The organism is Sphingobacterium allocomposti (assembly GCF_008124885.1).
GTDB lineage: Bacteria > Bacteroidota > Bacteroidia > Sphingobacteriales > Sphingobacteriaceae > Sphingobacterium > Sphingobacterium allocomposti.
In genome coordinates, this window is sequence record NZ_VNHX01000013.1 from 80537 (window position 1) to 98803 (window position 18267).

At 46.9% G+C, this 18267-nt stretch carries 15 protein-coding genes; 10 read left to right on the forward strand and 5 right to left on the reverse strand.

Features of this window, described 5'->3' with window-relative positions:
• Positions 1-183: 183 nt before the first annotated feature.
• Complete coding sequence (locus BC792_RS10780) at positions 184-1293, forward strand: mechanosensitive ion channel family protein (RefSeq protein ID WP_148909015.1); 1110 nt, start codon at positions 184-186, stop codon at positions 1291-1293.
• 93 nt (positions 1294-1386) lie between these two features.
• On the opposite strand, the gene BC792_RS10785 is transcribed toward BC792_RS10780, so the two are convergent.
• The gene (locus BC792_RS10785; RefSeq protein WP_148909016.1) at positions 1387-1737 is read right to left on the reverse strand and encodes a hypothetical protein; all 351 of its coding nucleotides are present in this window, start codon (positions 1735-1737) and stop codon (positions 1387-1389) included.
• Between the two features lie 296 nt (positions 1738-2033).
• Here BC792_RS10785 and BC792_RS10790 point away from each other — a divergent pair, with 296 nt between their 5' ends.
• Positions 2034-3323: a MutS-related protein gene (locus BC792_RS10790; protein ID WP_148909017.1), complete on the forward strand. Its 1290-nt coding sequence runs from the start codon at positions 2034-2036 to the stop codon at positions 3321-3323.
• A 2-nt stretch (positions 3324-3325) separates the two neighbouring features.
• On the opposite strand, the gene BC792_RS10795 is transcribed toward BC792_RS10790, so the two are convergent.
• A complete protein-coding gene (locus BC792_RS10795; RefSeq protein WP_148909018.1) occupies positions 3326-4435 on the reverse strand; it encodes a glutaminyl-peptide cyclotransferase in 1110 nt (369 codons plus the stop codon).
• 731 nt (positions 4436-5166) lie between these two features.
• Between BC792_RS10795 and BC792_RS10800 the strand changes: the two genes are divergently transcribed.
• From BC792_RS10800 to BC792_RS10815, 4 genes are all read left to right on the forward strand, one after another.
• Positions 5167-5892: a TetR/AcrR family transcriptional regulator gene (locus tag BC792_RS10800; RefSeq protein WP_148909019.1), complete on the forward strand. Its 726-nt coding sequence runs from the start codon at positions 5167-5169 to the stop codon at positions 5890-5892.
• Positions 5893-6092: 200 nt separating this feature from the next.
• A complete protein-coding gene (locus tag BC792_RS10805; protein ID WP_148909020.1) occupies positions 6093-7016 on the forward strand; it encodes an NAD(P)/FAD-dependent oxidoreductase in 924 nt (307 codons plus the stop codon).
• A 57-nt stretch (positions 7017-7073) separates the two neighbouring features.
• Positions 7074-9104, forward strand: a complete 2031-nt coding sequence (locus BC792_RS10810; RefSeq protein ID WP_148909021.1) for a M3 family metallopeptidase — start codon at positions 7074-7076, stop codon at positions 9102-9104.
• Between the two features lie 90 nt (positions 9105-9194).
• The gene (locus BC792_RS10815; RefSeq protein WP_148909022.1) at positions 9195-9533 is read left to right on the forward strand and encodes a DUF2853 family protein; all 339 of its coding nucleotides are present in this window, start codon (positions 9195-9197) and stop codon (positions 9531-9533) included.
• 134 nt (positions 9534-9667) lie between these two features.
• Here BC792_RS10815 and BC792_RS10820 read toward each other — a convergent pair whose 3' ends face one another.
• Entirely contained in the window at positions 9668-10339 is a 672-nt protein-coding gene (locus BC792_RS10820) for a tetratricopeptide repeat protein (RefSeq protein WP_148909023.1), read from the reverse strand.
• Between the two features lie 478 nt (positions 10340-10817).
• Here BC792_RS10820 and lon point away from each other — a divergent pair, with 478 nt between their 5' ends.
• Positions 10818-13280 carry an endopeptidase La gene (lon, locus tag BC792_RS10825; RefSeq protein WP_148909024.1) on the forward strand — a complete coding sequence of 821 codons (2463 nt, stop codon included), beginning with the start codon at positions 10818-10820 and terminating at the stop codon, positions 13278-13280.
• Positions 13281-13418: 138 nt separating this feature from the next.
• A complete protein-coding gene (locus BC792_RS10830; protein ID WP_148909025.1) occupies positions 13419-13931 on the forward strand; it encodes an FUSC family protein in 513 nt (170 codons plus the stop codon).
• A gap of 15 nt (positions 13932-13946) precedes the next feature.
• Here the strand turns inward: BC792_RS10830 and BC792_RS10835 are convergent, their stop codons facing one another.
• Positions 13947-15776 carry an alpha-L-fucosidase gene (locus BC792_RS10835; protein ID WP_148909026.1) on the reverse strand — a complete coding sequence of 610 codons (1830 nt, stop codon included), beginning with the start codon at positions 15774-15776 and terminating at the stop codon, positions 13947-13949.
• 157 nt (positions 15777-15933) lie between these two features.
• On the opposite strand from BC792_RS10835, the gene rnhA reads away from it, so the two are divergent.
• Both rnhA and BC792_RS10845 read left to right on the forward strand, forming a co-directional pair.
• Complete coding sequence (gene rnhA, locus BC792_RS10840) at positions 15934-16434, forward strand: ribonuclease HI (RefSeq protein ID WP_148909027.1); 501 nt, start codon at positions 15934-15936, stop codon at positions 16432-16434.
• Between the two features lie 21 nt (positions 16435-16455).
• On the forward strand, positions 16456-17391 hold the full coding sequence (locus tag BC792_RS10845) for a DMT family transporter (protein WP_148909028.1): 936 nt from the start codon (positions 16456-16458) through the stop codon (positions 17389-17391).
• On the opposite strand, the gene BC792_RS10850 is transcribed toward BC792_RS10845, so the two are convergent.
• The gene (locus tag BC792_RS10850) at positions 17388-18122 is read right to left on the reverse strand and encodes an SIMPL domain-containing protein (RefSeq protein WP_148909029.1); all 735 of its coding nucleotides are present in this window, start codon (positions 18120-18122) and stop codon (positions 17388-17390) included. The genes BC792_RS10845 and BC792_RS10850 overlap by 4 nt on opposite strands.
• Positions 18123-18267: the final 145 nt, after the last annotated feature.

The following is an 18267-nucleotide window of genomic DNA, read 5'->3' on the forward strand; positions in this document are numbered from 1 at the left end:
GTTTCAAAGATCATTAAACCTCCTGATAGTTCGCAAATTAACGACATCATGAAAGTTTTTTCTAAAATAGCGCAATATTCGAACATTCACAACTAAATCGCGAACAATCGCTCTTCCTGCTCGAATCTACATTTCGGAAAACGTTGACCGTATAGACACGTTCCCTCTATAAATAAAAGTGCTATGAACGAACACATCATCCGTTTTTCCGAAGCCATGCCGGTATGGGTATGGAACCTGCTTATCATCATAGGCTCGTTTTTACTGGGAATTCTCATCAAAGCTGTTACTGTGCCTTTTGTCCGCAAGCAAGCCATTGCCCAATCTTCGTACTCACTATTCCGGTCTTTCATCCGGCATTTTAATAAAATTATTAGCGTGTTTATTCCGCTCCTTGTTTTTAACAGCCTTTTGCCCTTCACCCGTTTCAACGAAGCAACTTTCCGGCTGGTCAGCAAGACAACGGAAATTCTGCTCGCCGGCTGTTTTGCTGTCATTATTATCCGTTCCATCCGTGTCTTCGAGGATTACTTATACTATCGCTTTGATGTAAATAAAGAAAACAACCTGCGGGAGCGGAAAGTGCGCACACAGATCGTGTTTATCCGAAAGTTATTAATTACGATCATCGTCATCGTCACCCTCGCCATTATTCTCCTTAGCTTCGAAAATATGCGTAAAATCGGAGCGGGATTACTGACCGGTGTCGGTGTCGGCGGGATAATCATAGGCTTTGCGGCACAGAAATCGCTTGGCAACTTACTGGCCGGGTTCCAGATAGCATTCACCCAGCCCATCCGGATGGATGATGTCCTTGTTGTCGAGGGGGAATGGGGAAAAGTAGAAGAGATTAACCTGACCTATGTGGTCGTCAACATATGGGATAAGCGCCGCCTTGTCCTTCCTATCAACTATTTCATTGAAAAACCCTTTCAAAACTGGACGCGGACGACAGCGGAAATTCTCGGCACCGTCTTCATCTACGCCGATTTCACGATTCCTGTTCAGGCGCTGAGACAGCAGTTTATGCGTTTACTCGAGGGGCACCGGCTTTGGGACGGCAAAGTGGCGGTTATGCAGGTGACGGATCTTAAGGAACAAAGCATGGAAATCCGCTGTCTGATGAGCTGCCGGAATTCGGGGGACGCATTTGATCTGCGCTGCTATATCCGCGAACAGATGATCGAGTATATCCGGACGGCCTTTCCGGAGAGCCTTTCACAGACGCGGGTGATACTCAAACCCGAGGGTACGGCGTGCCACAGCCGTAATGCCGCGCCGCCTACCCGATAAAAACAATCCCCGCGGAAAGCTTTCCACGGGGATTGAAACACTATACACGTTATCCAGGGATATTATCAGCCCGAAAAAGTATAAAAACTAAAGCTATTTTTCCTCTTTTTTAGCATCACGCTCCTCTACCCATTTGGTAAAAAGCGGTTTTTGCTCTTCGGTCAACTGTTCAGCGATTTTGGCGTCGGCGGTAGCTTTTAAGCTTTTAGCCTGCTCTTTAGCAACATCGGGCGTAATGGTCGTGTCCGATTTCAGCGCCCATTTTGCTTTTTTATGCTCTAGCACAATATCGTAAATTGCCGTTTGCTGTGCATCTGTTAGCGACAGGCGCTCCTTTAATGTCTCTACCGTCGTTTTGGCTTTCTGCTCTGGGGTACCTTCCTGTGCGAAGGTCAACGTTAATGCGAATAACAAACTCAACCCCGTTAAAATTAACTTTTTCATTGTCCAAACATTTTAGTGAATCAATATATTTCTATCCTTACTTTGTCTATTCAACAAAACCATTATTCAAAAAGTTCACCAAACGTATCAGATTTGTTACCGTTTAACATCCTTTAACACAACCTTATTGTACCACGGCAAATCGGTAGCTGGCAGTTTCGGCCAAGCTGTATCTGCCTCTCCGATCGGCGGGGCGCCAATAGCTTTTTAAATCGCATTGCCCGCTAACCAAGTGTTAAAAAGCCTTAACGCTTCGGCCCGGCTAGCTTTTTTTTATATTTTAACAGAAAAACGTTATGATAGGCATAGACGATCTAAATGTACGGGAGCAGATCATCCCTCTTTTCGACTTTACACGCAATCATTTTTCGAGAGAATTACTGAATAGCTGGTTTGAAAACCAACTGGTATCTCAGCAGGACATAGAGGAACGGCAGCGTATCCTTAAAGTCTTTGTCGCAAACATTGCTTCTCTTCAGGACTTCTCGTATTCTGCTGCCGATTTCCATGGAGCGCATAGCATCATGACTGATCCCGATCTTCGTGCCTACGGCTACCGGGAAATCTTGAAGTATTATCGTTCATCATCACATCGCCACCAGATTATAGGAGATTTCATGCATATTTCCACTTTTTTCCAGGAGTGGAGCCGTAAAAGCATTCAACAGCTGGACACCTCTCGCTTTCCTTCTTTTTATCAAAGCGAACTACACTTCATACGTGGGTTTCTGGAAGAACTTGAGCTGCAGGCTCCGATCCGGTGTATCCAGCGCCAGAAATTCGGTTTAAAACAGGTGGTAGCTTTAACCAAGTTTATTATAGAGAAGCAACGGAGAGGCCACATTATCCGATTTTTCGAATCAGTACAACGTTTCGAGGTTTACATTTCAGTCGCCCGTGCCATACATAAACATGGCTTCGTTTTCCCTTGCATGGGAGGGACGCAGCTCGACCTGCGACAGGCTTTCCATCCGGCTTTGGACGTGCCCGTCCGGAACAATATTGTCGCTTCAAACAACGTCTGCCTGCTGACAGGCCCCAATATGTCCGGAAAATCAACGCTATTGAAGACTTTGAGCATTTGCGTATACTTAGCGCACCTGGGGCTCGCCGTACCCGCCGAACAGGCGTCGATACCTTTCTTTGAACACATCTCGGTGATGGTCAATCATAACGACGATCTGGCAAGCGGATACAGCCATTTCATGATGGAAATCAAGCGCGTGAAAGAGGTGTTAGTCCGTACTCGGCGCGGAGAAACCTGCTTTGCCGTCTTCGACGAGCTCTTTAAAGGCACTAATATCGACGACGCAATGGAGATCAGCAAGCTCACAATAGAGGGACTGATGCAGTTCTCATCCTGCTTATTTTTTATTTCCACGCATCTGCACGAGTTAAAAAAAGCCCACGTCATCGAACGCGGGCTGGTTGATACATTGTATTTAGACTGCAGCACGGAAACCGGTAAGCCGTGTTTTACATACCAGGTCAAGCAGGGATGGTCCGACATCAAGATTGGCCGGATCCTGTTTCAGCTGGAAGGTTTGGAAGACCTCTTACGTAAGTCGTCAGGCCAAAGTTTATGACGCTAGGGCAACACCTCGATTTCGAATATTTTGTCCCAGTTTTTTCCGGTCACGAAAAAAGTCTTTGTCTTGTTGTTATACGCTATACCGTTCAGCACGTCGAGATCAATATGCGGAGTCACCTTCTCCCGTAGGGCCGCAAGATCGATTAAGGCTTCGACCGCACCATTTTCCGGATTAATTATACCGATAAGGTCTTCTCCATAAAAATTGGCGTAGATCTTCCCATCTACCCACTCCAGTTCGTTGACCGCTTTTACGATGCTCTTACTTGTCGCTACCGAAAAGTAATCTATCTTAGAGAAATTTTTCGGGTTCAGAATATAAATACGTTCGGACCCGTCCGACATGTACAGCCGTTCTCCGTCGTTTGTCAGCCCCCAGCCCTCCATGTACTGGAAGTACGGAAGCGTTTCGACCTTTTCAAGCGTATGAACATTGTAGACATACGCTTCATTGTTTCTATATGTCAGCTGGTAGAGCTTATCGTTAAGCACGGTGGCGCCCTCACCGAAAATCGCATCGTCCAATTCTACTTTCCGGACAATTTCTCCCGTGACCGGCTTTACAATCCGTACGCTCGACTTCCCCTTATTGCCAGATGGCCCCTCTCCGTTTCCCGTACTTTCGATCAGATAATCTCCATAAAATTCCAGTCCCTGTGTATAAGCTTTGATATCGTGTGGATAGGTGTTGACTAAACGGTAATGGCGGAGCTTCGGTTCCGATGCGGGCAGAAAATCCACACGCACTGCTGTTTCCTGTTCCACGCCATTACTGTAAACAATCGCCTTAATAACCTGTATCCCGAACTTTCCGTCGGACAAAGCATAACGCACGCTGTCATTCCCCTCCGCCTTAGCCTCCCGAGCCTCATTTACATAATAGATTACCGAATCAATGGTTTGGTTAGGATCCTCCTGGATACGCAGTATCAGCTCCTCTCCCGGAACGTAACGCTGCTTAAAATCTTTTGAGTCGATGGCGAATATATGCATTTCCTCCTTGTCAGAGGTATCTTCGTTTTTTGCATCTTCTCTACATCCGGCCATACAAAGAATCCATAATAACGGCGCCATAAAACCAACGCTCTTCCAGCTTGTCACTTTCATATGTATTTATTTATTCCTGTGTGATTCGATTGAAAATTTCACTACGTACTTATCACTAAACTGATGAGACCCGCGGGCAGCATCGCTTAGGTGTTTCACCCCGGCAAGTATACCAATATATCGCGACTTCTTCATGCTTCATGCACCGGGAAATGAAAAAGCTCCTGTCGCCCCCGTCAGGTTGTGGTAACAATTCTGCGGATGCGTTTCCAAACGACGCCAATACAGCCCGAGCAACCGAATCTTTTTTACTTTTTCAACAAAAAAAGAAAATAAAAAAAACATCCATACGTTTTTACTGTTAAGAGATAAATAGGAAGAGAACGTTTTTATGGTATTTTTTTTCAAGACATTGTCTAGTATTTTGAAAAGAGCATATATTCCTGGGCCCCCTTTTGCCGTTTTTGTATCGGGCTGGTCGGCGGCGGCCGGTCTCGCGATGTAAGTGTCTTCGCACGCAAGCTGTGGTAATACACTATCCAGCCAGTACGTAGCCTCCTCGGGGTTTCTACAAGAAGAAAATGCTCAAAAAAGCAATTTCTTAATTTCAATTTTAATTGACGGAAATAGTAGAAGAATTAAATATGGTTCTAAAGCCGTACTTTCCGGCTAAATGCCTAGTTTTTAGTTATCCGCCATCAAAAAAAATACAACAAGTTCTTGATATTTCCAATCTAAATAAGCAATTTTACCAGCTGAACACTATACAAAAAAAGAAGGTATTATCTACCATGGCACGAAAAAAAAATGAAGTACTAGAACAACCTGAAAATGCTCCGGTAAAAAAACCGAGAAAAGTAGTATCAGGCCCCATCAGGGACAAAGAAAAGACGAAGCGCAGGCTAGTCGCTACAGTAGGTAAAGTATTACAGAAATACACCTACTCGGGCTTAACGATCACGAATATTGCAAAAGAGTCCGGACTGAACCCTAAGCTCATCTATCTGTATTTTGGCAGTTTAGATGGCCTTATCGAACAGTATATACTAGAAAAAGACTTCTGGTCCGCAAAATCGAAAACCCAATTAACCGAATTGTTAGAAAACCCGGAGAAACTTGGTGCCGCGGAAACCAACGAAGTATTTCAGGTTCAGTTTGACTCTTTCCTAAAAGATAAATCAATTCAGCGCATCATCCACTGGGAGATGGGTATGAAAAGCAAGTTGCTCAGGAAAGTAGCGGACGACCGGGAGGAGGTGGGCGACCATCTGCTGAAATATCTCGACCCGAAATTTGAAGACACGGATGTGGACATCCGCGCTACACTCGCCATTATTCTGGGTGGAATTTACTATCTGACCCTCCATGCAAAAAATAACGGCAGCACGGTCAGTGGAATCGATATTAACGAAGACGAAGGACGGGAACGCATAGAGAAAACCATTGAGCGCCTTATCCTCCGTGATTTTGAAGATGCGGAAAACCAAAAGAAAAAACGCGCGGCGAAAAAGAAATAATGCCATAAAATCGAGAAAGAGGTCGCTTCGGAACACGGTGCGGCCTCTTTCCGTATCTGTCATACTCTCCAATTAGGCTATACGCCCTTACTCTCATTGCCGTAGGCAAGTGTCAATCCATTGTCAAACCGACACCTATTAACGCAACTTAATTGCATATAAGAACTACATTTATTTACTTTGCCCTAGAATTCAAATATATGGAACACAACCAGCTATTCGACGCGATCATTATCGGTGGGAGTTATTCCGGAATGTCTGCTGCGCTGTCCCTGGGACGTTCGCTGCGGAAGACCTTGATTATCGATGACGGAAAACCCTGTAATAGATCAACACCTCATTCACACAATTTCCTGACACGCGACGGCGCTACACCCGGTTATATCGCAGAAGTGGCCCGCGAACAGCTCGGCGCCTACCCCACGGTTTCATGGCTTAATCAACGTGCCATGCACGCAAAAAGGGATCACGATATGTTTGTGGTTGAAACCGGCGATAACAAAATTTGGCACTCAAAGCGACTGATTCTAGCTGCAGGCATAAAAGATTTACTCCCCGGCACACCCGGCTTCGTCGATTCCTGGGGAATCAGCGTCATCCATTGCCCTTATTGCCATGGCTACGAATTCCGGGAAAAACGGACAGGAATATGGGCAGACGCCGAGCGCACATTGCATCTAGCCCCTTTAGTCCGTAATCTAACTGCCGACGTCTGCGTATTCACGGATGGAAAAACGGTCTTCGACGGTGAGCAGCGGAACAAGCTTCGCCAACTGGGTATCAGAATTCTAGAGCAGGAAATAGGATCGTTAGAACATGAAAATGGGCGTCTAAAACACATTGTACTGAAAGATGGTCAAAGCGTTCCGCTCGATACCCTCTATGCCGCTATTCCTTTTGAACATCACACCGCAATACACAGAGAACTTGGATGCGTAGAAACAGCGCAGGGATACATTCAGGTCGACGCCTTTCAGAAGACGACCGTTCCCGGGGTATTCGCGTGCGGAGACAACAGCAGCGGCATGCGCTCGGTGGCCAACGCTGTCCTCACGGGGAGTGTTACAGGTGCCATGGTGAATAAAGAACTGGCAGACGAAGGTCTGTTCGCTGCCATGCCGTAAAAACGAGCTGCTGCACCCGAACATTGGGATGTCCGGTGAAAATTGTATTTTTAGCACATGAGTATATTAAATCAGAAATTTGAAACGGCTCACGGAACAGCCCCGTTTTCCCAGATAAAAGCGTCGGATTTTCTGCCGGCTTTCGATATCGCCATTGAAAAAACAAAGAAAGAAATTCATGCTATCCGTACGGACAGTGTGCCTCCGACGTTTGAAAATACCGTGGAGGCAATGGCTTACTCGGGCATGGAGCTCGACCGTATTTCGAATATATTCTTCAACCTGCACGCTGCCGAGACGAACGACGAGTTAGAGAAAATCGCGCAGGAAGTTGCCCCGAGACTGTCGGAGCTGGCCAACGATATAAACCTCGACACAGCGCTCTTCGGCCGTGTTAAAACCGTTTTTGAGCAAAGAGAATCGCTGGTATTAACTACAGAGCAGCGGACGCTGCTGGAAAAGTCCTACCGCAATTTTGTCAGGAACGGCGCACTCCTGCGTGAGACGGAAAAGGAAACCTTACGAAAAATAGATGCGGAGCTCGCCGTATTAAAACTGCAGTTCGGAGAAAATGTCCTTGCCGAAACCAATGCCTACGAATTGCATATCACAGATGAAAAGGATCTTGCAGGCCTTCCCGCGGGTGCCGTTGAAGCGGCACGCAGCCTTGCTGCATCTTCCGGAAAATCGGGGTGGATATTTACGCTCGACTACCCAAGCTACATCCCCTTTGTGACCTATGCAGATAGCCGCCGCCTCCGCCGGGAGATTACCCTTGCAGCTGGGCGTAAGGCATTTCAGGATAACGGTTATAACAACGAGAAGAACATCCTCAGGATTGTGCAGCTGCGCTTTCAACGGGCCCGGCTACTGGGCTACGAAAGTCATGCGCACTTTATTTTGGAGGAACGTATGGCACAGAGCCCCGCAAAGGTGACAGCTTTCCTTGCGGATCTTCTTCAAAAAGCTAAGCCTGCAGCGGAGCGGGAATTTGAAGAATTGGCCAACTTTGCAAAAAGGTTGCACCATATTGACCGGTTAGAAAAATGGGACGGCCCTTATTATAGCGAAAAGCTTAAACAGGAAAAATTCGACATAGACGACGAAGTGCTGAAGCCTTATTTTGAACTAAACCGTGTGCTGAACGGTGCCTTTCAGATTGCCAAGAAACTTTATGACCTGCACTTCACGGAAGTATACCATATTGACAAGTACCATGGCGACGTTCGTACGTTTGAGGTCCACGGGGCAGCGGGAGATCTGGTGGCCATCTTTTATGCCGACTTTTTCCCCCGGAAGGGAAAACGGAATGGTGCATGGATGACATCCTTCAAACCTCAATATCGGAAAGACGGCATTAACGAGCGCCCCCATGTCTCCATCGTCTGTAACTTTACGTCGCCTACGGCCACGAAACCCTCCCTACTGTCTTTTAACGAGGTAACGACACTATTTCACGAGTTTGGTCACGCTTTGCATGGCATGTTGGCCAACACGGTCTACCCCACACTATCCGGCACCTCCGTGTTCTGGGATTTTGTCGAACTTCCAAGTCAGATCATGGAAAACTGGTGCTACGAAAAGGAGGCGCTCGGGCTTTTTGCGAGGCATTATGAGACGGACGAGGTCATACCAATGGATTTGATCGACAAAATCAAAGCTTCGGCGTCTTTTCTGGAGGGGATGGCTACGTGCCGCCAGCTGGGATTCGGCATGCTGGATATGGGATGGCATGGACAGGACCCGTCGGACATCTCGAGCGTGAAGTTGTTTGAAACGTCCTGCTTAGCTGCAACGCAGCTTTATCCGGATGTGGCGGAAAATGCCGTCAGCCCATCCTTTTCGCATATATTCAACGGGGGTTATTCGTCGGGATATTATAGCTATAAATGGGCTGAGGTACTGGACGCCGATGCGTTTGCCTTCTTTCAGGAGAAAGGAATTTTCGACAGGGAAGTAGCCAGCAGCTTTATGGCCAACATCCTCTCAAAGGGCGGCACGGAGCACCCGATGACCCTTTACAAGCGCTTCCGTGGGCAGGAACCTCAGGTCGATTCGCTGCTAAAAAGAGCCGGATTATTGAAATAACGTTAAGCGCAGTAAAATGTAGCGTTGCACTTTTTAGGAAAATACTATTTAAATTTAGGTAGGTAATCAACACATCTTAATTAAAAAGTTATGAGCAAGCTAGAAGAAAAAATCGCAGCTTACACAGCTGAGGCCAAGAAATTAAACCTTTCCGTCGATGAAGCGTTGATCGCTTCCGTTACAAAAGGCCTCGGACCGTCTATTTTCAATGCCGATGCGGAGACCATCGCCGCTTCCGACAAAGCCGAGCTGGCGAGGCTGAAAACCAACTTCCTAATCAAGAAGCTAGGGCTGGAGGATAGTCCTGAGTTGGATCAGGCAATAGATGACGTTATTGAACAGGTAGGGAAATCGAACAGGAACAAGTACCGCGCAATTGTATATGCACTTCTTGTCAAAAAGTTCAAAAAAGAAAGTGTCTATGCATAAAATTCCCGGGGCGCATCCCCGGAAGCTACGGTGAATGTCGATTGATCAATCAACATTCGCCGTATAAAAGAAAGATGCCCCGACGTTTATCACGTTGGGGCATCTTTCTTTATCATCTGCTGGAAAACCGGCTACTACTTTAGGTTATCTCTGTAAACCTTTGCTTTTTTCACTTCGGTCTGAATGTCTTTTCTGGAAGCGTCATACGTCAACACTTTTTCATAATCTGAAACCGCTTTATTATACGCGTCAGCAGCTTTAGTCTTATCGTAATTCGCTGCGCCAGCCGTCCCAGTTAATATTCCCAGATCTCGGTAAGCTATCGCTCTGTTCTGGTACAACTTAGCGTCGTTGGCTGAGATAGCGATCGCTTTGCTATAATCCTCGATCGCGGTCTTTAGCAGCTGCTCTTTCGCGGCGTTGCTTATTTTGCTATTACTTGCCACGGCGAGGTTGTTGCTTGCTTTAGCTTTGTAGTAATATGCCGAGGTATGTTTTGGATCCAAAGCAACAACTTTTTTAAATGTCTCGATCGCTTTGGTGTAATCGCCATTATGGAACTGCGAATAACCCAACAGGTACTGTACATCCGGGTCGTTAGCCTCCGCCGGCAGCGCTTTCTGCAAATGTGTCGCAGCCGCCTTAAAATCGCCGTCTAACAGAGCTTTCTGCCCTAAACGGACATTCGGATTGCTATGCTGGCTTTGCTCCTGCGCCTGCGCAGTCCACGTAAAGAAGGTAAAAACCGCCGAAGCGAAACCTAACTTAACTATCCTCCACTGGTTACTCAAAAATCTACGTTTCATATGTATATAATTATTCATTTCTGTTTACATCCACTTGTATTCATGAATGCTTCGCATTTTGCCTTTTAATTGTCATTTGGAATGCCCGGATCAGCGTTGTATGGCGGCAGTCAGGACATATACTATAAATAACTTTATAACGATCATATATGTATTCACTGGATAACAACGCCTAGGCTCCCGGTTTCATATGCCCTTTTTACTTCCATCCATTTTCTGTAATGAACACACTATTCATTGGATATAAATCTCCGCTAAATAGTTTAACGGCACAATTAGAAGTTATTAACATTTCCACATTTTTAAACAAAATGATTTTAACTAACTTTGCCTATATTAACTACGATCGAAGCATTCTTATCATAAATGATACCAATTTTTAAAGTTGGCATCCCTCTTGCAACTATATAGGGAGATAAATCATTCACATACAAACGATCTAAAAATCTGACATATTGTCGGATGAACACATATATATATGAATAAAAACGACACATTTGATATCAACCAAGTACTTTCTGTCATAAATGAGGATACAGAATTTTTTCCGTTAATGAGTTCGCAGGACGAGGAAGAAATGAGCAAAGCTGCTATTCCTGATATGCTTCCCATCCTCCCTTTACGCAATACCGTTCTCTTTCCGGGTGTGGTTATACCGATCACGGTGGGGCGTGATAAATCCATCAAACTGGTCAAGGAAGCGTATAGAGGCGATCGTACCATTGGCGTTGTATCCCAAAAAGATATGAATATCGAGGAACCTACGCTCGATCAGCTGCACAAAATTGGTACGGTTGCGAATATCATAAAGATATTGCAGATGCCCGATGGCAATACAACGGTTATCATCCAAGGTAAGCAGCGTTTTAAGATTACGGAACTCGTTAGCAGCGAACCGTATCTAAAAGCGAAAGTGGAACGCGTTCCGGAAGATAGACCAAAAGTATCAAGCAGGGAGTTTAAGGCATTGATTTCTTCTATTAAGGAGCTTGCCCTGCAGATTATACAGCTATCTCCGAATCTGCCGAGCGAAGCGGGCCTTGCTATCAAAAATATTGAAAGCCCAACCTTCCTGGTCAATTTCATATCATCGAACATGTCTTTGGAGACGGAGCAAAAGCAGAGTCTTCTGGAGACTAAAGATTTTGTTAAACGTGCCAAATTGTTGCTCGAACATCTGACCACTGAGATTCAGATGCTGGAACTCAAGAACCAGATACAAAACAAGGTACGCATCGATCTGGACAAACAGCAACGGGACTATTTTTTGAGCCAACAATTGAAGACCATCCAAGAAGAGCTTGGAGGAAATACGCCTGATCTGGAAATGGAAGAGCTCGAAAAAAGGGCCCGCGCGAAAAAGTGGCCAGCTGAGGTGCAGAAACATTTCGACAAGGAGCTCGAGAAACTCGGACGTATTAATCCGGCGGCGGCAGACTACTCCGTACAGATCAATTACCTCGAACTGCTTCTTGACTTGCCGTGGGGTGAGTTCACAAAGGACAACTTTGATCTCAACCGAGCCGTCAAGGTATTGGACCGCGACCACTATGGCTTAGAAAAGGTCAAACAGCGGATTATCGAATACCTGGCCGTCTTAAAGCTAAAGAATGACATGAAAGCTCCGATCCTCTGTCTCGTAGGTCCTCCGGGGGTTGGAAAAACATCACTGGGCAAGTCTATCGCCAGGGCACTTGGACGTAAGTATACCCGCATGGCGCTTGGCGGCGTGCGCGACGAAGCCGAAATCCGGGGTCATCGCAAAACCTACATCGGCGCCATGCCCGGCCGTATCATACAGTCATTGAAAAAGGCCGGCGCCTCCAATCCTGTCTTTGTGTTAGATGAGATTGACAAGCTCGGTGCAGATTTTAAAGGCGATCCCTCGTCAGCCCTATTGGAGGTGTTGGACCCAGAACAAAACACACACTTCTACGATCACTATGTCGAAATGGAATATGACCTCTCAAAGGTGATGTTTATTGCTACGGCAAACTCGCTAAGCGGTATCCAACCGGCCCTGCTGGACCGGATGGAGATCATTGAGGTCAATGGATATACGATAGAAGAAAAGATCGAGATTGCTAAAAAGCACTTGCTTCCGAAACAGATCGAGGTGCATGGATTAACCCGCAAAGATATATCGCTGACCAACAAGGTTATCGAGAAGATTATCGAAGAATATACCAGAGAATCTGGCGTCCGTGGACTAGAAAAGAAAATCGGCTCTATTGTCCGTGGCGTTGCAACACGGATTGTTATGGAGAAGGCGTATGCGCCGAAGGTTACAGCCGCTTTGGCCGAAGAGATATTGGGCGCACCTATCTTTGATAAGGACTTATACGAAGACAACGAAGTTGCCGGTGTCGTTACCGGACTCGCATGGACTTCCGTCGGCGGCGATATCCTATTTATTGAGTCGAGCCTCAGCCCCGGCAAGGGCAAGCTGAGTCTTACGGGTAATCTCGGAGATGTAATGAAAGAGTCGGCAGCACTTGCGATGGCGTATTTACGTTCGCACGCCGCTGACTTCGGTATCGACTACAAAGTTTTCGATAAATGGGACGTTAACATACACGTTCCTGCCGGAGCCACGCCAAAAGACGGACCTTCAGCGGGTATAACGATGTTGACAGCCCTCACCTCGCTCTTCACCCAGCGCAAGGTAAAAGAAAAACTGGCGATGACGGGCGAAATCACGCTCCGCGGCCGCGTCCTGCCCGTCGGCGGAATTAAAGAAAAGATACTAGCGGCAAAACGTGCCAATATTAAGGAAATTATCCTCTGTAAGGCCAACGAGAAAGATATTCTGGAAATTAAAGAAGATTATATCAAAGACCTGAAATTTCATTATGTGACCCAGATGTCGGACGTTATTGAGCTGGCTCTGTTAAAACAAAAGGTCAGAAATCCGAAAGACTTAAGTATAACAATCGATTAGAAAGGTGGAGCTGGTCTCCACCTTTTTTGTTCTACGCAGGGCACACACACCAAAGCGGGTCCTTGGTTTTGGGCATTGCCTCAAAAAGGTTAACTTTGCGGCTTTAAACTTCGGCTCCCGCCACGACAGAACAAAGAAATGATTGATGGTCTAGTTCGGAGAATACTGCTTTCTCCGGTTCTTATCTATATGTTACGCTGCCTTGCCGGCTTTTTTATCGGCTACGTGCTGTACAGCAGGTTTATCCACTTTGAGCTCTTTTGGGCACTATTATCCATTATATTGGTCATCTCGCCTGAAGAAAACGATTCAAAGCGTCTATCTGTCGAACGCTTTAAATCGAATTTCGTCGGCTCATTCGTGGCGCTGTTATGCATTATCGTTAACGGGAATTCACTTTACATGATTGTTATAGGAATTATACTGACGATATTAATCTGTCGGCTGTTCCATATCATGAATATGGCGAGGGTGGCTATAGTGGCTTTGCTGGTTATCATGATCCAGCCCCATAGCGAGGCGCTTTCCTACACCCCAATCCTCCGGTTTCTTTCTGTCAGTGCCGGCTGTCTCATCGGCCTTACCATTGTGATTGCTTCCTCTTATGCCATCCGATTCGTCCGGCGGCGGTATGATAGCTCAGTCCGCTAGTCTGGAGCCAGGCTATCAAAGGTTGCTTTCTATAGCCCCCACTTCCTCCCGATACAATTCTAAAGGCTTATCCAATAGTACGGCTATCGCTGTCATCTGCCGATCCAGACGCTCTTTAGGGATATCGATATAGACAATGCCCGGAACCTGACTCCAGTATAACTTGTTAAATACTTGATGTCCGATCATAGATCCTTCGCCCACAATGCGGATTCGGGCGATCGTATTTTTGAGACCTTTGATAGCTATGGGTCCTGTCGGTGTTCCATCGACAAAAAGGTATAGGGTTTGCCTATCCTTGGACAGTGCGGAGAAGCCATTATAATGGCCGGTGGGAAGTCCCTTGTTGGCAAAAGCAAGCACTTCAGCATGTTTACTTAGCCACTGTCCGACCTGGTTAGAGAACGATATTGTGCTATCTATCCATTCTCCATCTTCGGTTATCTTGTTCTGAAAAAGGTTTGCGCCGGAATCGGTCCAGCGTACTATCTGCCGGATGGTTTCGCGGGCATCTTTACCGCCGCTCAGTGACGCCAATGAAGGTTGCGTTTCCACCGCGGCCAGCTCAAAGCGCGGCTGCTGGTCGAAATCGATCGCCACCACGGACGCTACACTATCCAGCTTGCCCTTCGGCAGCTGTACCCTCGCGGCATACCCGTCATAGACGAAGTTGAGGCTTCCCGCTTCACCAACCAGCCTGACATCTTTGGGCTTGGTATGCATCCCTCCTATTATAATATCCTTCTGCAAGGCGTCGATATACACATACATGGTCTTGCCATCTTTTGAGAAGGCATTTTTTTCCCGAACAAACCGGGCGTCCAGTCCTGCGCGCGTACCGTATACAGCTTCCTTGTGTTTCGCTGTCCAACGCTTCAGTTCTTTCAAAATAGCTACCTGCTCAGCCGGAATACTTCCATCGGCCCGAGGGCCAATATCCAATAGCAGGTTTCCGCCCATAGCTATACAGTCTATCAATGTCCGCACGATCATATTTGGCGTTTTGTAGTTCGTATCGAAAGGCTGGAATCCCCACGAATCGTTCATCGTATAACACAGTTCCCAATATCTGCTCTTCGGGCGCACCACCGGCACGCCTTGCTCCGGCGTTTCGTAATCGCCGTGGTGGTTAAGTCTTGAGTTGACGATGATGTCTGGATTGTATTTTCTTAATAGGGACAGGGTTTTTGGAGCCTGCCATTCTTCAGAGGTGTGTTCCCAGTCGCCGTCAAACCATAATAAGTCCGGTCGGTATTGTTGGGACAGCTCGTCCAGCTGTTGCTGGTAGTAAGCCACATATTTCGACCACCGCGCGGGGTCGGCTTCGATTGCATATCTTTTTTTTATCCGCGTATGGACATCATAATACGGATGGCTCCAGTCGGGTAGGGAAAAATATATTCCCGTCTTCAGTCCTGATTTCTTCAATGCGCTTATCAGCGGCGTGAGCACATCCTTTCTGACGGCCGCATGTCTTGCCGTCGTCAGAGCGTCGGCGGCTTTGGAGTCCCACAACGCTACTCCGTCGTGATGTTTTGCGGTGACCACAGCGTAGCGGGCTCCCGATTCTTCGATCAGCTTGATCCATTCTTCCGGCTTATAGGCTGACGCCGTGAATCCTTCAAGCTGCTTCATATAGTTTGGATGACTTATATAATTATTGAAAAAGGCCCAGGACTCGGAAATTCCCTGCACCGAGTAGATACCCCAATGAATAAAGATGCCTAGTTTTGCATCATCAAACCACTCCATTTTATTGTGTCTATCCGCCTTTTCCTGTGCACCGCCATGCGACACGGCAGACAGCAGCAGCAAAGCGACAATCATCTTCTTTTTAAATCTCATTGTCCAATTTTAATTCGGCATTGAAGATAAAAATAAAAAAGCCATCGAACCTATGATATCGTAATAAAAGTGCGCATTTCCTTTTTTTTGATGGCTACATGCGGCCATGGGCGGCACAGATTTCGTTTTGCGTAAAATCTTAACTAAGTTTGAGGCGATGATTGAACTTTATACAGATGGTGCTTCCAGCGGTAACCCCGGCCCGGGGGGATACGGTACGATATTAAGGACAATATACCAAGGCAGCAACCCCGAATTTCAAGGAAAACTCATTGAAAAAGAGTTTTCGGGCGGGTTTCGAAAGACAACAAATAACCGCATGGAGCTCATGGCGGTCATCGTGGGACTAGAAGCGTTGAAAAACCCAAACCAGCAGGTCACTATCTATTCCGACTCTAAGTACGTTATCGATGCTATCGATAAGCGTTGGGTTTACGGTTGGATGCAGAAAGGATTCCAAGGTAAGAAAAACAAAGATCTCTGGCTACGTTTGATGAATCTCTATAAGAACCATCAGATAAAACTCGTGTGGGTGAAGGGTCACGCGGGCCATCCGCTAAACGAGCGCTGCGACCAGCTAGCTGTGAAAGCAGCCAAAGACAAGGCGCATTGGCAAATAGATTCAGTTTTTGAGCTAGAGGAACAAAAAGGCGTATAAAGCTCGGGCCGCTGCTTTCCTATGGACACTAAACATAAAGCCATTCTATTGGGCATCGCGTCGGCCCTGTTTTTCGCAGCCACCTTTGTCCTCAATCGTTCCATGTCGCTGGAGGGCGGATCTTGGATCTGGAGTGCGTCCCTCCGGTATTTCTGGATGGCCTTACTCCTATTTCCCCTGCTGCTTGCCCGCGGAGAACTTCGTGCACTCCTTCGCGAGATGAGTAAGAATAAACTTGCTTGGCTGGGATGGAGCACAATCGGGTTCGGTATTTTTTATGGCGGCCTGACCTATGCTTCGTCGTTCACTCCAGGCTGGCTGGTGGCGGGGACGTGGCAACTGACCATCATAGCCGGCTTAGGCCTGTCCCCGCTTCTTAATCGGTCCGACAGGTCCGTTTCCCGTAATACTATTCTTTTTTCCCTGATCATTGTATTGGGTGTCTTTATCTTACAGATACCTCTGGCGAAGTCGGTTTCTACGGACGACCTGCTGAAAAGCGTTCTCCCCGTATTGGTCGCAGCGGTGGCTTATCCTTTGGGCAATAGGAAGATGATGCAGATAACAGAAGGAAGGCTAACAGCTACGCAGCGACTTCTAGGCATGACTTTGGCCAGCCTGCCGTGCTGGATAGCATTAGCTGTTGTCGAAGGCTGTTACAACGGATTACCCGATGGAAACCAGCTTTTGCAGACCTTTATGGTTGCCGTAACTTCCGGCGTTATCGCTACCAGCTTATTTTTCCGGGCCACCGACCTGGTTCGCGAAGATGAAAGAGGTTTAGCCGCCGTGGAGGCGACACAATCAACAGAAGTAGCTTTTGCGTTGGCCGGTGAAGTGCTTTTTCTCCACGCACCTTTCCCCGGCGCGCTATCTCTCCTCGGCATAGCCGTCATTAGCATCGGTATGGTACTGCATAGCACTGGTCGGGCTGGAACTAAACGCAGCGATGATTAGTTTGCCCCGTAACTCGCTTTTACCGTTATGTTCGCTGTCTTGCTACGCGAGGAGGTATTAAATGCCCCGCCGTAGGAATATTCTTCATTATCGTTCTGGCCGGTTATCTGAAAGATTCCCAGATCGGCCTTAATAAGGTCACCTAAGGAAGATCCAGCCTCCTCCGCTATGTTCGCCGCACGCTGCTTAGCGTTCTGTGAGGCCTGCGAAATGAGCTCCAGTTTAAGGTCTTCCAATTTTGAGTAATAGTAGTTCGGGGAGTTGGAACTCAGCTCAAGCCCCTGCGAGATGAGCGCAGAAATTTCCCGCGACGCATTGTCCACTTTATCAAGATCCTTCGACTCCACGCTCACGTTCTGGGAGAGATTGTAGCCAGCAAACGTGTTGTAGGTATTTCCGTTTCCATCGTTATGATAGGTGAATTCACGGTTAATGTTCACCGCATTGAATAAGATCTCTTTTGGATTAATCCCCTGGCTTACCAGAAACTGCCGCACTAGCTCACGGTCGTGCTTCAACTGCTCCGAAGCCGTACTCAGGTCCATGGATTTTCGGCTGTAAGACGCTGACCACTTCACAATATCCGATTCGAAATCTTTTTTAGCATTTCCGGTGACATTGATTGTGTTGTTCATCCGATATTTAAATTTGTAAGCATTTCCGAGAACCAGAGCGAAAAGGACTACGGACAGGCCGGCGATGATGGTAGCAACAAGGCTATTCGATTTCATATTTCCAAAATTTAGTTTTCTTCTTGACGTCACTGGTGATCCGGAGTACGCCTCCTACTCCTAACCGCTTCACAATTTTATCCTTCGCCTTCACCATTTAACAACTTTACCCTTCACAGCTTCGCAGTTTTATCTGTATCTATGT

Coding starts and splice junctions, on each gene's coding strand:
- BC792_RS10780 (WP_148909015.1), top strand. CDS start 184: ATGAACGAACACATCATCCGTTTTTCCGAAGCCATGCCGGTATGGGTA.
- BC792_RS10785 (WP_148909016.1), bottom strand. CDS start 1,737: ATGAAAAAGTTAATTTTAACGGGGTTGAGTTTGTTATTCGCATTAACG.
- BC792_RS10790 (WP_148909017.1), top strand. CDS start 2,034: ATGATAGGCATAGACGATCTAAATGTACGGGAGCAGATCATCCCTCTT.
- BC792_RS10795 (WP_148909018.1), bottom strand. CDS start 4,435: ATGAAAGTGACAAGCTGGAAGAGCGTTGGTTTTATGGCGCCGTTATTA.
- BC792_RS10800 (WP_148909019.1), top strand. CDS start 5,167: ATGGCACGAAAAAAAAATGAAGTACTAGAACAACCTGAAAATGCTCCG.
- BC792_RS10805 (WP_148909020.1), top strand. CDS start 6,093: ATGGAACACAACCAGCTATTCGACGCGATCATTATCGGTGGGAGTTAT.
- BC792_RS10810 (WP_148909021.1), top strand. CDS start 7,074: ATGAGTATATTAAATCAGAAATTTGAAACGGCTCACGGAACAGCCCCG.
- BC792_RS10815 (WP_148909022.1), top strand. CDS start 9,195: ATGAGCAAGCTAGAAGAAAAAATCGCAGCTTACACAGCTGAGGCCAAG.
- BC792_RS10820 (WP_148909023.1), bottom strand. CDS start 10,339: ATGAAACGTAGATTTTTGAGTAACCAGTGGAGGATAGTTAAGTTAGGT.
- lon (WP_148909024.1), top strand. CDS start 10,818: ATGAATAAAAACGACACATTTGATATCAACCAAGTACTTTCTGTCATA.
- BC792_RS10830 (WP_148909025.1), top strand. CDS start 13,419: ATGATTGATGGTCTAGTTCGGAGAATACTGCTTTCTCCGGTTCTTATC.
- BC792_RS10835 (WP_148909026.1), bottom strand. CDS start 15,776: ATGAGATTTAAAAAGAAGATGATTGTCGCTTTGCTGCTGCTGTCTGCC.
- rnhA (WP_148909027.1), top strand. CDS start 15,934: ATGATTGAACTTTATACAGATGGTGCTTCCAGCGGTAACCCCGGCCCG.
- BC792_RS10845 (WP_148909028.1), top strand. CDS start 16,456: ATGGACACTAAACATAAAGCCATTCTATTGGGCATCGCGTCGGCCCTG.
- BC792_RS10850 (WP_148909029.1), bottom strand. CDS start 18,122: ATGAAATCGAATAGCCTTGTTGCTACCATCATCGCCGGCCTGTCCGTA.